The sequence below is a fragment of the Microvirga vignae genome, from assembly GCF_001017175.1.
Lineage (GTDB): Bacteria > Pseudomonadota > Alphaproteobacteria > Rhizobiales > Beijerinckiaceae > Microvirga > Microvirga vignae.
In genome coordinates this window covers 21,593-35,005 of record NZ_LCYG01000051.1, presented here as the reverse complement: position 1 = coordinate 35,005, position 13,413 = coordinate 21,593, and the positions used below count along the sequence as shown (strand labels likewise).

General features: G+C 61.1%; 12 protein-coding genes and 2 pseudogenes. 6 read left to right on the top strand and 8 right to left on the bottom strand.

What is annotated here, in order from left to right:
* Window positions 1-68 precede the first annotated feature (68 nt).
* Window positions 69-305 (bottom strand): annotated as a pseudogene (locus tag AA309_RS37785) (LysR substrate-binding domain-containing protein); the annotation flags it as partial.
* 82 nt (window positions 306-387) lie between these two features.
* On the opposite strand from AA309_RS37785, the gene AA309_RS18930 reads away from it, so the two are divergent.
* Together AA309_RS18930 and AA309_RS18925 are read left to right on the top strand one after the other, a co-directional pair.
* Entirely contained in the window at window positions 388-894 is a 507-nt protein-coding gene (locus AA309_RS18930; RefSeq protein ID WP_052954837.1) for an MBL fold metallo-hydrolase, read from the top strand.
* A gap of 572 nt (window positions 895-1,466) precedes the next feature.
* Window positions 1,467-2,600: a GGDEF domain-containing protein gene (locus AA309_RS18925; protein WP_047190575.1), complete on the top strand. Its 1,134-nt coding sequence runs from the start codon at window positions 1,467-1,469 to the stop codon at window positions 2,598-2,600.
* 98 nt (window positions 2,601-2,698) lie between these two features.
* On the opposite strand, the pseudogene AA309_RS18920 reads toward AA309_RS18925, so the two are convergent.
* A pseudogene (locus tag AA309_RS18920) lies at window positions 2,699-3,021 on the bottom strand (transposase); the annotation flags it as partial.
* A 509-nt stretch (window positions 3,022-3,530) separates the two neighbouring features.
* Between AA309_RS18920 and AA309_RS18915 the strand changes: the two are divergent.
* From AA309_RS18915 to AA309_RS18900, 4 genes are all read left to right on the top strand, one after another.
* Entirely contained in the window at window positions 3,531-3,743 is a 213-nt protein-coding gene (locus tag AA309_RS18915; protein WP_047190573.1) for a ribbon-helix-helix domain-containing protein, read from the top strand.
* Window positions 3,744-3,915: 172 nt separating this feature from the next.
* Window positions 3,916-5,064 (top strand): plasmid replication protein RepC, encoded by a 1,149-nt coding sequence (gene repC / locus AA309_RS18910; protein WP_047190586.1) that lies wholly within the window; start codon window positions 3,916-3,918, stop codon window positions 5,062-5,064.
* 213 nt (window positions 5,065-5,277) lie between these two features.
* Window positions 5,278-5,529, top strand: coding sequence for a WGR domain-containing protein (locus AA309_RS18905; RefSeq protein ID WP_047190572.1), 252 nt, complete (start codon window positions 5,278-5,280; stop codon window positions 5,527-5,529).
* A 317-nt stretch (window positions 5,530-5,846) separates the two neighbouring features.
* A protein-coding gene (locus tag AA309_RS18900) for an IS6 family transposase (RefSeq protein ID WP_244470425.1) occupies window positions 5,847-6,595 on the top strand; the annotation gives its coding sequence in 2 pieces (ribosomal slippage) (window positions 5,847-6,561 and window positions 6,561-6,595; 750 coding nt in all).
* A gap of 150 nt (window positions 6,596-6,745) precedes the next feature.
* On the opposite strand, the gene AA309_RS35320 is transcribed toward AA309_RS18900, so the two are convergent.
* The 6 genes from AA309_RS35320 to AA309_RS18875 form a co-directional block, all read right to left on the bottom strand.
* On the bottom strand, window positions 6,746-6,916 hold the full coding sequence (locus AA309_RS35320) for a hypothetical protein (RefSeq protein ID WP_160310497.1): 171 nt from the start codon (window positions 6,914-6,916) through the stop codon (window positions 6,746-6,748).
* On the bottom strand, window positions 6,913-8,196 hold the full coding sequence (locus AA309_RS18895; protein ID WP_150117643.1) for an MFS transporter: 1,284 nt from the start codon (window positions 8,194-8,196) through the stop codon (window positions 6,913-6,915). The genes AA309_RS35320 and AA309_RS18895 overlap by 4 nt, the downstream gene beginning before the upstream one ends.
* Window positions 8,197-8,303: 107 nt before the next feature.
* Window positions 8,304-9,758: an amidohydrolase family protein gene (locus AA309_RS18890; protein ID WP_047190571.1), complete on the bottom strand. Its 1,455-nt coding sequence runs from the start codon at window positions 9,756-9,758 to the stop codon at window positions 8,304-8,306.
* Between the two features lie 20 nt (window positions 9,759-9,778).
* Complete coding sequence (locus AA309_RS18885; RefSeq protein WP_047190570.1) at window positions 9,779-11,509, bottom strand: dipeptide ABC transporter ATP-binding protein; 1,731 nt, start codon at window positions 11,507-11,509, stop codon at window positions 9,779-9,781.
* Window positions 11,506-12,435 (bottom strand): ABC transporter permease, encoded by a 930-nt coding sequence (locus AA309_RS18880; RefSeq protein ID WP_425286893.1) that lies wholly within the window; start codon window positions 12,433-12,435, stop codon window positions 11,506-11,508. The genes AA309_RS18885 and AA309_RS18880 overlap by 4 nt, the downstream gene beginning before the upstream one ends.
* Window positions 12,432-13,403: an ABC transporter permease gene (locus tag AA309_RS18875; RefSeq protein WP_047190568.1), complete on the bottom strand. Its 972-nt coding sequence runs from the start codon at window positions 13,401-13,403 to the stop codon at window positions 12,432-12,434. The genes AA309_RS18880 and AA309_RS18875 overlap by 4 nt, the downstream gene beginning before the upstream one ends.
* Window positions 13,404-13,413: the final 10 nt, after the last annotated feature.

The following is a 13,413-nucleotide window of genomic DNA, read 5'->3' as shown; positions in this document are numbered from 1 at the left end:
CTATCTCGGATCATCGGGGACTTGGATCTCGCACCGCTTCCTGATGTCGGAAGGAAACTTTGGCAGAACGCCAGATAGGCCCCAACGATCGACGAGGGATGGCGGTGCTGCCGGTAGATCAGATGAACGGGTGACTCGGGAAACGGCCGTTCGGGAAGGACCGGAACCAGCTTTCCACTCCGGATGAATGTGGCGGCGAGAAACGGCGGGAGCTCGGTGATGACATCGCCTGACAGCGCGCGGTCCCGGAGCTGCAGGTAGTCGTTGACGGTGAAGACTGTTTCCAGCGTGGGTCTTACTGCCAAGACGCTGCGGCGCCCGTGGATTCAGGACCGTGACAGTGGAGGCAACATGCAGCATCCATGGAACTTCCGATTGAAGACCGCTATGGCCATCGTTTCTTTGTTGGGGCTTGGAACGCCTACCATCGCCCAAGATGAATGTGTCGGGCGAGAGCAACTCCGTGCCAGTTCAGCCGAGTTCCGCAAGGACGTGATCGAAGTCACTAACGGGGTGTTCGTGGCGGTCGGGTATTCCGCCAGCAACGTGACCCTCATCCAAGGCCGGGACGGATCGATCATCGTGGACACGTCGGCCAATCCGGTCGATGCACGTGCGATCGTCGAAGCGTCCGGGGATCGGATGGCGCGACCCGTTCGCGCGATCATCTATACCCACAACCATCCCGATCATTCAGGTGGCGCCAAGGTGTTCGCCGGCAGCGACCAGCCGGAGATCTACAGCGACCAGACGCTTGTCGATGCCAAACCGGAGTTTGGTCGTGGACCGCGCGGCGGCGATGCCTTCGGTACGAAGCTGCCGGATGAGCATGACGGGTGTTATCCGACGCCCCGTACATCAGGAAGGTCTGGAACTGGCACTCATGAGACCTAAGCCTAATGACAGCAATTCTCGCGTAACCAGACGTTCCTAAGGGTCGGCGAATTTCACTGCCTGACCCTGAACAGACATTCCGGGGGCCGTCGACGACCGTTGGCTGTCGCCGTCAGACCGGAATCTCCCACGAATGCTTGATCGTCTGCATCGGGATGTCCGTCTTGACTGGTGGAATGCCGCCGGCGTCTGGTCTGCCGCTTCGAGCGAGCGCGCCGGCTGATCAGCTTCTGCCCTGTGTCTCTCCGGCAGGAAGGACAGCTTCTGGCACTTCTCGGAAGAAGGCCGAGTGTCTGCTCGTCAGGCCGAAGCAGACATTCCGAAGGGGTAGGGGAACTTCAGAGGCTGACCCAATTCTGACCGTCAGCAAGGCGGCGTCGATTCCGAATAGCTCTCAGAATTGAAAGTCTAGTCGGGCCAGGAGCGCTGGAGGCGTAGTCGCTCCGATACCTGAACCCAAGACAATCCTTCTATGAAGAGGGGCCTCTAGGTTAGACAAAAGAGGCAATGATATGTCGACAATTGGTCTATATAGGACTCCTGTCTCTTCGGAGTGAAGTGAGGTCTTTATCTTGCCGCCCAGTTACACAAATTCGGACGAAGAGATCGAGCAAACTTTGATCGGCCTGATGTACACGGCGCTTCCGTCGATCATTATTGTTGTAACAGGCTATGCGCTTGCCGGATCTATGGCCGCAGTTCGAACGAACGATCTGCTCACGTACGTTATACTTGCTGCAGGTCTCTCAATCGGCCTTTACAGAATAGCTGTTATAGTCGCCTACCATCTTGTGCTGCGCTGCCATGGAACCTTGAACCATAAAGTCTGGGAAGCCCTGTACGGGTTAGGAGGATTCATTTTCTCGATCTGCGTAGGATCTTTGACCTCGCGCACACTGATCGTCGGTGACGTTGAATCCCAGTTGCTGACGGTCACAACGGCAATTGCATACTCAACAGGGATGATCATCAGAGTAGCGGTACGACCAAAAATCGCAGTTGCACAGCTTTCACTGATGCACATTCCAGTGATTTGCATCGGATTCTGGTTCTTCAGCCCGACTTCTGTCGCTTTGTCGTTCCTTCACATTCTTTTCCTTACGGCAGGCGTTCAGCTCATTTACTACATCCACGACACACTCGCGGCTAGGTTGAGGGCTGAGCGCGAACTAGCTGCACTGGCTCGACATGATTATCTGACAGGGTTGCCCAATCGCGCGTTTCTCGAACATCATCTCACTGAGCTGCTTTCAAGATCCTCTTCTCCGGATCCGATCGTTCTCATGACGATCGACCTAGATGGATTCAAACAGGTGAACGACAGAATGGGGCACCTGGCGGGGGATGAAGTGCTCCGCCAAACCGCTTCCACATTGAAGGAAACCGTCGGTCCAGAGCGCTTTGTAGCACGGCTTGGAGGTGACGAGTTCGTTGTCGTAGCGAAAGCCGATGCCGCGCTTGGCGATCCAGAGCACCTAGCAGATCAGATTATCGCAGCCGTCTCAAAGCCGATCAAAATCGACGGCGAGTTTGTGAGTGTCGGGGCCAGCGTTGGTTTGGCGGAGTTCGACCGATCGATGAGCAGCGTGATTGATCTTATAGGAGCTGCTGACTCTGCGCTCTATGCGGCAAAGGCGGCCGGTAAATCCACTACTCGGCGACACATGACGGTTGGTCTTGCTCCGCTTTTGTGTAGAGCGGTTTGACAGCTATCCGGCCAGTCTTTCGAACTGAACCCGACTGACGTAGTCAAGCGTCGCATGACGCTGGACAGAGTTGTAGAAGCCATCGATGTAACGGCCGATTTCGCCACATCGATGAACCGGAACTTCATCGACTTCCCTCCTTGGCGAAAAAAGCGGTGGCCTGTTTCAGGATCTCCCGCTCCTGGCGCAGGATCTCGTTCTCGTTCTCGCGCCGCAGCCGCTTCAGCTCGGCCGCCATGTCCTCCTGCCGCTCCTCGGGCGGATCGTCGATCTCACGTCCGCGGTGGCGATCGATCCAGTGGCGTAGAGTGGATAGGCCGAACCCGAGATCCGCGGAAATCTCGCGCCGGCTGCGGCCGCTGGTCAGGGCAAGCCGCACCGCCTCATCCTGAAACTCTTTCGTAAAGCGTGTGTGGGGCATGGAGATCCTCCTGCTTCATGAGAGGCTCTCCATTTTTCCGAAGCAAGTCCATCGTCGCGCTGTTCGGTTGGAAGGACAGCCCCGTAACCTACGTCGAAACTCCATCAGGCTCCTGTGATCAACTGCGATCGTGAAGCAGATGAGCACTTATCAGTCACTCCTCCAAGAAACCGGGCTCATGAGACTACCCCAAATATTGATGGTAGCGTTTTTGCCGGGAAATAGTCTTCAAGGCTAAACACCGAGTCTTGCAGAGAAAAGTGTCGAGGTGTGAGCCCAGATGGCGACTCTATAACTCAGTGCATAGAATCAAGTGCGTAACGCCAAGTCGCCTGGAACCAGCCTTTTACTTGCGAATTGATTCGGCCTTTTGGGCTAATTGATTCTGCCTAAAGGAGTTTTCCAACGGAGAATCCATCTATTATGAATGGATTCTTGCGCCCCGACTCCACAGCCAACTCAGAATCGGTCATTTCTCGATACGTCACAAGTGCGATGGATGGGATGCCATGGCTGACGCGAAAGGTATCGAACGGGTTCAACGCTTCCGCAAGTCGCGCCGCGAGCGGGGTGATCGGGAGATGAACGTCTGGATACCTGGGCTTCTGGGGGCCGCGATCGACGAGGCTGTCGAGAGCGGCCGCTTCAAGTCGCGTCAGGAAGTCATCACTCACGCCCTTGAGACCATGTTCGCTCAAAAGGATCGAAATGCCGTGATGTAAACCAGGCAAAGCAAAAGGCCCACGAAGCTGGAAACTTCGAGGGCCTTTGGAGTCCACCGAGGGGTGGGCATTTGGAAATGTGACAATCTCCTTATGCCATCCCGACAAGCTGACTGTCAAGAGCATCGGTTTCGGTGAACGCTCCCGCTTTGCCCTCAACATGGAGGGTACGATGCAGCTCGCATCGTCTGGAGGCCGGCGGCTGAGACATGCTGCTTTGGTCGCAGGGAAGCTTGCGCTCGACACCGGGCGCACAGTAACACGTAAGGAATTATCTGCCGCAGCCCGGGACGCCGGCAAGGCGCTCGACCTGAGACCCGCGCAACGGGTAGTCCTCTCCGAGCTCGTGGCCTGCTGGGGCGAGCAGGAATGGGAGCGGCTGCTCGTCTGGCCGTCCAACGATTATCTCATGAACCGGACAGGACTGACCGAGCGGGCGATCCGGCGCATCCTGCGCCAGCTGATCGATCTGCAGTTGATCGTTCCCAGGGACTCGCCCAACGGCAAACGCTTCGCCGTCAAGGACTTGTCCGGGCAGGTGGTCGATGCCTTCGGGTTTGATCTGACCCCTATCTATGCCCGCCGGGGCGATTGGGCTGTCATGCTCATGGAGCAGAAGCAGCTCCGGGAGGTTCAGAAGCGGGCCTTCGATGAGGTCACCATCTGTCGACGCGCCACCGAAGAGGCCCTGAGCGCCCTGGCGGAACACTTCCCGGATCTCGATCGCACTGAGCTGGAATCCCGCCTGAAGGCGCTTCAGGCCCGCACCCCCACCCGCTCCCATGTCACCCTGCCGGCCGACCTCCTAGACGCCTGGCAGCTGTTGAGAACTGAGGCTGAAGAGACCTTCTATGAAGCGGGCAATGCCGGACTCGGAGTCCGCCACTTAGAAACAAACAACGGTTCTCCTAGTGAGACTTGTAACAAAGGCTTTCCGAAGAAAGCTGGGGCGGTTCTTCAAAACGAACAAACCACTGAGCACCTATCACCGGAATTGATCCTTGAGGCCTGCCCCACCCTCAGGGACTACCCAAAGCCGATTGAGGATGTGGCCGACATCGTGGCGGCCGGGCGCTACCTACGGGCGTCGCTGAGCGCCAACGAAAGTGCTTGGAACGAGGCGGTGGCCGAAATCGGCTTGGTCAGGGCCGCGGTTACGGTCATCTATGTGCTCCAGCTCTACGATGCCGATGTCTCCAGCGGCGAAGGCCGGATCAAGAACCCGGGCGGTTACTTCCGCGCCATGGCGCGCCTGGTCAAAGCCGGCAAGGTTGACCTGAGTGTCGAACTTCTCGCCATGCGCAGGCGCCGAATGTCGTAGGGAGAGGGACTATGCACGTCGAGATGACTGACTGGCGGGCTTGCCGGGCCGCAGGGAGCACAGGGTCAGAGCATCAAGGTGCTTCTCACGGGCAAGCCACTGGGAGGCTGAAACTCCACAATGGCAGGGTGCATCACAGTTGTGAATCGTTAGCGCTTGATGGATTCAGGACTTTGATTGGACCGTATAGGCCGGCTTGCGCGACACTGGCGCATGTCCCAAGACACGATCCAATACCTGGTCCTCGACAGGCGCGATCCAAGCTGCAACATGGCTCGCTATTATGTGCTCTCGATCGAGCCCAGCCTGTTTGGTGATGCGACGCTCATACGTGAGTGGGGCCGCATTGGGCGACAGGGGCGGAGGAGAATTGAGATCTACGAAAACCAATCACGCGCCGTAGAAGCCCTTGAGACCTGGCTCCAGCGAAAGCGCCGACGCGGCTATGTGCTGAGGGGCGGGTAGGGTAGGAGCACACAGAAGCCTGGATTGTTCTCAGCACAGGATCTTGAGCAGTTCTTTGACGGCTTCAGCTTCTTCGAGACTGCCTCTCTCGTACCGGCGCAGCACATCCCTGATTTGAGCTCGCTTTGAGCGTGAGCTTCCACCCGTTCATCAATATGAGCCACTTGCAACTGGACTGCTGGCGGCAGTTCGGGCTTGCGGAAGTATGTCTGTACCCTTTGCAGCAATCTCATATTCAGCATTCGTGGCAGACGACTCTGAATGGACGATGTGTGAGCTCTTGAGGCATGTTCATCGCCGGATGTGTCGCAAACGTTTTGGTTCAGAGTTTCAGCTACTGCTTCCCTGGCTTCGGGGAGGAGGGTGGCGCGTTCAAGGGCAGGCATTTTGATCACTCGATAATCCTGCTCCGCGTGCGGTGGTACTTGGCTTATTCTCTCAGCCTCCGGAATTTGGAAGAGATGGTGGCCGAGCGGGGCATCTCGGTCGATCATGCGACCATCCACAGGTGGGCCGTCAGGTACACGCCCGAACTGCTTGAGCAGTTCAATCTTCGCAAACGAAGCGTCAGCCGGAAATGGCACGTGGACGAAACCTGTATCAAGGTCCGTAGGCGCTGGATGTATCTTTACCGCGCCGTTGACAGCAATGGTGACACGGTCGAGTTCTGGTTCAGCGAGCGGCGCAATCTGACTGCTGTCAAGCGCTTTCTAAACAAGGCGCTCAAGCGCCACGGCCGATCCGAGAGGATTGTCATCGACGGCAGCCAGACGAACCGGGAAGCCATCCTGTCCTGCGATGCTGCAGACCGGCTCCAGGAAAGGTCGCGACATGATCTGAAACCTATCCGGATCCGACAAAGTGCCTACTTGAATAATCGCATTGAGCAGGATCATCGCGCCATCAAACGTCGAATTCGACCGATACCCGGGTTCAAGCCGATGGTGTCCGCGCGAGTGATCCTTAGTGGCATCGAGATGGTGCACATGATGCGCAAACAGCAGGCGAAGTATGCCTGTAATCGGCCGCTATCCCCGCCGAACAGTTCGACAGACTGGCCGCGTGAGACCTGCGGGTGGAATAGCCCTCTTTCTGTCGTCATCGAAAATTCGCGACAGAGCCGTGATCCGTGGGTAAAAGCGCAAAACGGCCTCGGCGACGGCGCGAAGGGTCGCGAGCGAGTGGTCGAGACTGGCCAGTACGGCGGCAAGGCTCGTCAGATGCGCTTCGTGCTGGTCTGCTCGCTGTGAGACGACGCGATGCAGGGTGCGGGCTTCCGCCTCGAAGCTGCTGCGGAGGCGGACGAAGTTGACGTGGCGACAAGCGCGACCGCAACGACCGTCAGCGCCACCCGGGCACCAAAGGCTCCTGCGACCCGTCTGCTCATGACCCTTTCCTATGGGGTAATGAACTCAGAAGCGGGTGCGAGTCTCCCATCTGTGTGAGGACGAAGCCGGGCCGTGCGGCACGCAGACCAAAAACGGTGCACAGGGCGGCAATAGCAAGAAAGAACATGGCGGGACCTCCCATGGCATCGCTGAAGCCTCGTAGCATGCTCACCATGAAGGGAGCCAAGGAGGCACCGAGATAGCCAATGCTCTGCGACATACCCGAGAGCATGGCCGCCGCTTCCGGTGAGGGCGAGCGCAGGGAAATGAACAGGAGTGCAAGGCCAAAGAGGCCGCCTTGACCGAGACCAAGCACAAGGGCCCAGATGATGCGTGCTTCCACCGGCGCGTAGAGCAGGCCCAGGAAGCCGGCGATGGTCGCCCCCAGCACCAGGATTACCAGCAGAGCCGGAGAGACACGCCGGGTCGCCAAAGAAGGCACCATCAGGGCAGTGATCGCCTGTGCGAGGATCGAAATGGACGTGACGAGGCCCGCCTCCAGGCCGCCATAGCCGCGGCCCCTGAGGAGGGTCGGGAGCCAACCGAGGACAATAAAGGCAAGTCCTGCCTGAAGGCCCATGAAGGCGGTCACGTTCCAGGCGACCCTATCGCGCAGGAGAGCGGAGAAGTGCGGCAGCCGGGCCATCCGGCTGGCGCGATGCGAGACGAGGGCCAAGCCGCCCCAGGCGAGGGCTGTGGCAAGCGCCGGCAGGGACCAGATCGCGAGGGCGGAGGTCCAGGTACCGGTCGCCCGCTCAAGGATCGGGGTCAGGCTGGCCGCGCTCGCGCCGCCAATGCTCATCGCCATGGTGTAGACGCCGGTCGCAATTCCGGCGCGCTCTGGGAAATCGCGGCGAATGACGACTGGCAGGAGCACTCCGGCCATGCCGATGGCTGCTCCCGATATCAGCGTGCTGGCGACGAGCCCGGCGCTGGAGACCTGGGTGCGCAGGGCAAGGCCCATGAACAAAAACAGGAGCAGCAGGGCAATGGCGCGCTCCAGGCCGAGTCGTCCCGCGAGCCAGGGCGCGGGCAGCCCGAAGATTCCGAAGCACAGGACCGGGGCAGTGGTGATGAAACCGGTCCAGAGACGCCCCACGGCGAGATCCTGCTCGACGTCGGTCAGCACGGTGGCAAGGCTCGTCAGAGCCGGTCGCATGTTGAGGGCTCCGAGGACTAGGCAAAGACCTGTAAACAGCAGCAGTCTCGTCAGGGGAGCATGCCGGGCTTTGGGCGGCGCCTTGGCATAGGGCGCCTGTTCGATCTCGAAGGAGTTCACGGAAGGCAAAACCTCTCCTTTCGCGGCTGCCGGTGCGGTGGCCGCGGTCCATGGTCATTGCGTCGGGAGTTGGGGAAGGGGGAGCCGCCGGCCCGCCTCCCGAGCCGTTAGTGTTCGATCTGGTCCGTCGCCCGCACGTGGTTCCAGAACATCTTGGGAGTCTCCAGCATGAAGCGGAAACCGGTGCGATCCAGCATCGCTTCCGTCTCGCGCTGCGCATCGTCGAGCACCGCGTCCTCATCCACGAAGGTGGCCTTGCGATCCCTCAGTGCGATGCGGCCGTCGACGATCACCGTATCGACATCGTTGCCGTTGGCGAAATAGATGAGACGGAACACGGGCATGTTCAGCGGGTAGAGATGCGGTCGGCGCAGGTCGAGCAACACCACGTCCGCCTTCTTGCCCGCTTCGAGCGATCCGATGTCCTTCTCCATGCCGAGCGCCTTTGCGGCATCGATGGTGCACATTTCCAACACGCGACCAGGCGGGAGCCAGGTCGGGTCCCGAAAGTGTCTGCGGTGGTAGTGCATGCATTGCTGCATGTGGCGGAACATGTCGCCGGAGCGGTCCGGCGCCGTCGCGTCCGATCCGAGGCAGACATTGGCGCCGGCCTCCAGCAGTTCCGGGACGGGGCAACGTCCCAGGATCGAGGCGATGGCACTCGGGTTGTGAGCGATGTGGGTACCCGTGTCGGCAACGATGCGGATCTCCTCGTCCGTCAGATCGGTGGCGTGGGAGAGGAGCGCATTGGGACCGAGGATGCCGAGTTCCTTCGCATAGGCGACACTGCCCTTGTTGTGTCCGTCCTGTGTGAAGACGAGTCCGGCTTCTCGGGCGAGATCCGCCGTCATCCGGGCTTGTCTGCGCGCTTCCTCGAGATTGACGGCCCCAAGCTGTTCACGATGCTCGGGACGCAGGGTCGGCGTGATGAGAGCGATGTTGAGACGGCCATTTTGGCTGCCGTGCCAGGTCTCGATGAGCGTTCGGCAGGTCTCGAACTGTTCCTCGAAGGTGACCGGCCGCTCCACCGCTGTGCCGTCGACGAAGCGGGCATAGATACGCGGATGCGGCGGTCGCGTCGGACCCACCGCGACAACGGAGCGAGTGCCGACCTCGCGCACGCCCTCACAATGGGCATCGCCATAGACTGGCTCGTCCGTGCGCAGGATGGTGTCGCCGCCACCGAGGAGCGAGACGCCCGTGGTGACACCGAAGCGCAGGCGCTCCAGCGCGGCGAGCCGCGCCTCCGCGTGCCAGAACTCTGGCGTCGAGGCGACCGTATAGGCTTTCTCGCAGGCTTCATACCATTGCTGTCCGTCGCCACCGCCCATGGTCTTGATGAAGCCGTGCCCAGCATGAGCATGGCCGTCGATCAGTCCAGGCATGACGATCTTGCGGCTCGCATCGATCTCGGTCGGAGCCCGGTGCTGAGCCAGCACCTCGTCGGTCGTGCCGACGGCAACGATCCTGTCCTTCTCGATGGCGACGGCGCCATCCTCGATGACGCGTCGCTGCGGGTCCATCGTGACGACGATGCCATGGGTAATGATGATGTCAGCCATTGAATGCGATACTCCGGTCGTCAGGCGGCATGCGTTTCGCCGCGGATGCGGTCGAGGGTTGGAACGAGGGAGATGAGCTCCTTCGTATAGGGATGTTGGGGACACGTGAACAACGTCTCGGACGCAGCCTCCTCCACCAGGGCTCCACGTCGCATCACCGCGATGCGGTCGCACATCTGGCGCACCACCGCGAGGTCGTGGCTGATCAGAAGCAGCGTCAGGCCCGTGGCGTCGCGCAGATCCTTGAGCAGGTTAAGGATCTGGGCCTGCACTGAGACGTCAAGCGAGGAGGTCGGCTCGTCGCAGACGATGAGCTTGGGCCGTGCGCCGAGTGCGCGAGCGATTGACAGGCGCTGACGCTGGCCGCCCGAAAAGGCGTGCGGGAAGCGCTGCGCCGCTTCGGCTTCGAGCCCCACGGCCTCGATGAGCTGACCCACGTCCCGCTCCGCTTCCGCTTTCGTCGCGGCGAGACGATAGAAAAGAATGGGCTCCGCCAGAATCGAGCCGATCCGCAGGCGGCTGTTGAGGGAGGAGTAGGGGTCTTGGAAGATCATCTGGATCGCTTGTCGCAAAGGGCCGATCCGGCGCACTGTTCCCTCGCCGGCGATGACCTTGTCGCGATAGATCACGCGGCCGGACGTCGGACGCACGAGACCGGAGACGACATTGGCGATGGTGGTCTTGCCGCATCCGGACTCGCCGACAAGGCCGAAGACCTCGCCGCTGCGCACCGTGAAGTTCACCTTGTCGACCGCCCGGAAGCGGTGTCCCGTCGATCCGGGCAGCCAGCCGCCGGTCATGTAATCGACGCAGAGATCCTCGACGGCGAGGATCGGCGTTCCATCGGTGGTCGCGTCGGTTCGTTCCGCCTTCGCCCGCAAGGCGGCGCGGGCTTCCGCCGCGCGGCCCTTGCCTTCTTCACCGAGGACCGGGAAGCGATCGAGCCGCACGTCGATGCGCGGCACTGCGCCGATCAGAGCCTTCGCGTAAGGAGCCTTCGGGCGACGCAGGACCTCGGCAGTCGGGCCCGTCTCCACCACTTTCCCGCGATGCATGATCGTCACCCGGTCGGCGATCTGCGCCACGACGCCCATGTTGTGCGTCACGAGAAGAATCCCGATGCCGCGCTGGTCGGCGAGATCGCGCAGAAGCGTGAGGATTTGCGCTTGCACTGACACGTCGAGTGCGGTGGTCGGTTCGTCGGCGACGACGAGCTTCGGATCGCAGGACAGGGCGGCGGCGATCACCACGCGCTGGCGCTGACCGCCCGAGAGCTGGTGCGGATAGGCCTTGAGGCGCCGCTCCGGCTCGGGAATGCCCACTGCTTTCAGCAGCTGGAGTGCGCGGGCGCGTGCGGCCGCCTTGTCCAGCTTGAGATGCGTTCGCATCGTTTCGGTGAGCTGGCTCTCGATGGTAAAGAGCGGGTTGAGGCTCGTCATCGGGTCCTGGAACACCGCGCCGATATCCCTGCCGAGCACGACGCCCTCTGCGGAGCCCGCCACAGGATCGAAGGGCTTTCCGCCGATGCGGATCGTGCCTGCGGCGATGCGGCCGGGCTTCTCCAGAAGACCCATCACCGCGTTGCCGATCGTAGTCTTGCCCGCGCCCGATTCACCGACGAGGGCGTGAATCTCGCCGGGCCCGATCGTGATCGAAGCATTCTCGACGGCAGTGAATGTGGTGCCGTTGGCGAGCGGGTACTCGACGCGCAGATTGTCGATGGCGAGAACGGGAGGTTGGAGCGTGCTCATCGTTTCACCCGAAGTTTGGGATTGAAGCGGTCGCGGAGCCAGTCGCCCACGATGTTGACTGCCAGAACCAGGATCACCAGAGTCAGGGCCGGAAAGAGGGCGATCCACCAGATCCCGGAGAAGACGAACTCGTTGCCGATGCGGATCAATGTCCCGAGTGATGGATAGGTGGGGGGCATGCCGACGCCAAGGAAGGAAAGCGTCGCTTCCGTCAACACCGCCGCCGCGAGATTGATGGTGGCGATCACCAGCACCGGGCTCATCACGTTGGGCAGGATGTGACGCAGCATGATCCGTGAGGGCGGAAGGCCGATCACCTTCGCGGCGCGGACATAATCCTTGGCGGTCTCGACCATGGTCGCGGCGCGCACCGTGCGCGCATATTGCACCCATTCGTGAATCGCGATGGCGCAGATCAGGATGACCGGAGCCCATTCGGCTGTTGCCGCACCGGGAAAGAGTGCGCGGGCAATGCCGCTCACAAGAAGCGCGAGCAGAATGGTGGGGAAGCTCAAAATCACATCGGCGATGCGCATGATGACGGCATCGACCTTGCCGCCGAAATAGCCGGCGAGCAGGCCCAGGATCACGCCGAGCGTCGCTGCCACGAGCACCGCTCCGCCGCCGATGGCGATGGAGACGCGCGCGCCATAGAGCATGGCGGAGAGAAGGTCGCGGCCCTGGTTGTCCGTGCCGAGCAGGAAGTGGCTGTCGCCTTCGGCCGTGAAGGCGGGCGGCAGTTCGGCATTGATCAGCTCGAAACTAGCCAGATCCGTCGGATCGTAGGGTGCGATCCATGATGCCATCAGGGCACAGCCGACGATGAGGAGCGCCAGAGCTCCGGCGATCATGACGGAGATCGGCGCGCCGATCCGCGTCATCAGGCTCGGCGACATAGGACGAGGGGAGGAAGCGGCCGTTTTCATGCGGACCTCGCACGCAGGCGCGGATCGACGACGGCATAGAGGATGTCGACCACGGTGTTGATGAGAACGAAAAGCAGGCCGACGAACAGGAGGTAGGCGGCCATGACGGGAATATCGACGAAGCTGACGGCCTGGATGAAGAGCAGGCCCATGCCCGGCCACTGGAACACCGTCTCCGTGACGATAGCGAAGGCGATGAGCGAGCCGATCTGCAGTCCGGTCACGGTGATCACCGGCATCAGCGCATTGCGGAGCGCCAGATGGAAATGGATGTAGCGCCTGGGAAGGCCGCGGGCCCGCGCGAAGCGGATATAATCGCTGGAGAGCACGTCGATCATCTCGGCCCGCACGAGCCGCATGATGAGAGTGAGCTGATAGAGCGCGAGTGTGATGCCGGGCAGGATCAGGGCTTTGAGGCCGCTCAAGGTGAGAAAGCCGGTGCTCCACCAGCCGAGATCCACCACCTGGCCGCGACCGAAGGAGGGCAGCCATCCGAGACTGACGGCGAAGACAAGGATCAGCACAATGCCTGTCACGAAAGTCGGCGTGGAAATGCCGATCAGCGAGAAGGCTTGCACGAGCCGCGCCGCCACTCCGTTGGGTTTCAGGGCGCACAGGACGCCGAGCGGAATGCCGAGCGCGAGGGACAGGATCGTGGCGACGAGGACGAGCTCGAGAGTCGCAGGCAACCGCTCCGCGATGAGCTGCGTCACGGGACGCTGATTGCGATAGCTGATGCCCAGATCACCCGACAGCGTCCGCGCCAGGAAGCGGCCGTACTGCACCACGACCGGCTGGTCGAGCCCGAGCGAGCGGCGCAGCTCCGCCTTTTCCTCGACGCTGGCATTCTCGCGCGACATGGATGAGACAGGATCGCCCACGAAGCGGAACATCACGAAGGATATCGCCGAGACGACCAGCATCACCAGCGCTGCTTGCCCGAGGCGGGAGAGAAGGACTTTCAACATGGCTGCCTCC

Bases quoted from the DNA above. Each gene is read 5' to 3' on its own strand.
- AA309_RS18875 (WP_047190568.1), bottom strand. From the start codon at position 13,403: ATGTTGAAAGTCCTTCTCTCCCGCCTCGGGCAAGCAGCGCTGGTGATG.
- AA309_RS18890 (WP_047190571.1), bottom strand. From the start codon at position 9,758: ATGGCTGACATCATCATTACCCATGGCATCGTCGTCACGATGGACCCG.
- AA309_RS18905 (WP_047190572.1), top strand. From the start codon at position 5,278: ATGTCCCAAGACACGATCCAATACCTGGTCCTCGACAGGCGCGATCCA.
- AA309_RS35320 (WP_160310497.1), bottom strand. From the start codon at position 6,916: ATGAGCAGACGGGTCGCAGGAGCCTTTGGTGCCCGGGTGGCGCTGACG.
- AA309_RS18880 (WP_425286893.1), bottom strand. From the start codon at position 12,435: ATGAAAACGGCCGCTTCCTCCCCTCGTCCTATGTCGCCGAGCCTGATG.
- repC (WP_047190586.1), top strand. From the start codon at position 3,916: ATGCAGCTCGCATCGTCTGGAGGCCGGCGGCTGAGACATGCTGCTTTG.
- AA309_RS18930 (WP_052954837.1), top strand. From the start codon at position 388: ATGGCCATCGTTTCTTTGTTGGGGCTTGGAACGCCTACCATCGCCCAA.
- AA309_RS18885 (WP_047190570.1), bottom strand. From the start codon at position 11,509: ATGAGCACGCTCCAACCTCCCGTTCTCGCCATCGACAATCTGCGCGTC.
- AA309_RS18915 (WP_047190573.1), top strand. From the start codon at position 3,531: ATGGCTGACGCGAAAGGTATCGAACGGGTTCAACGCTTCCGCAAGTCG.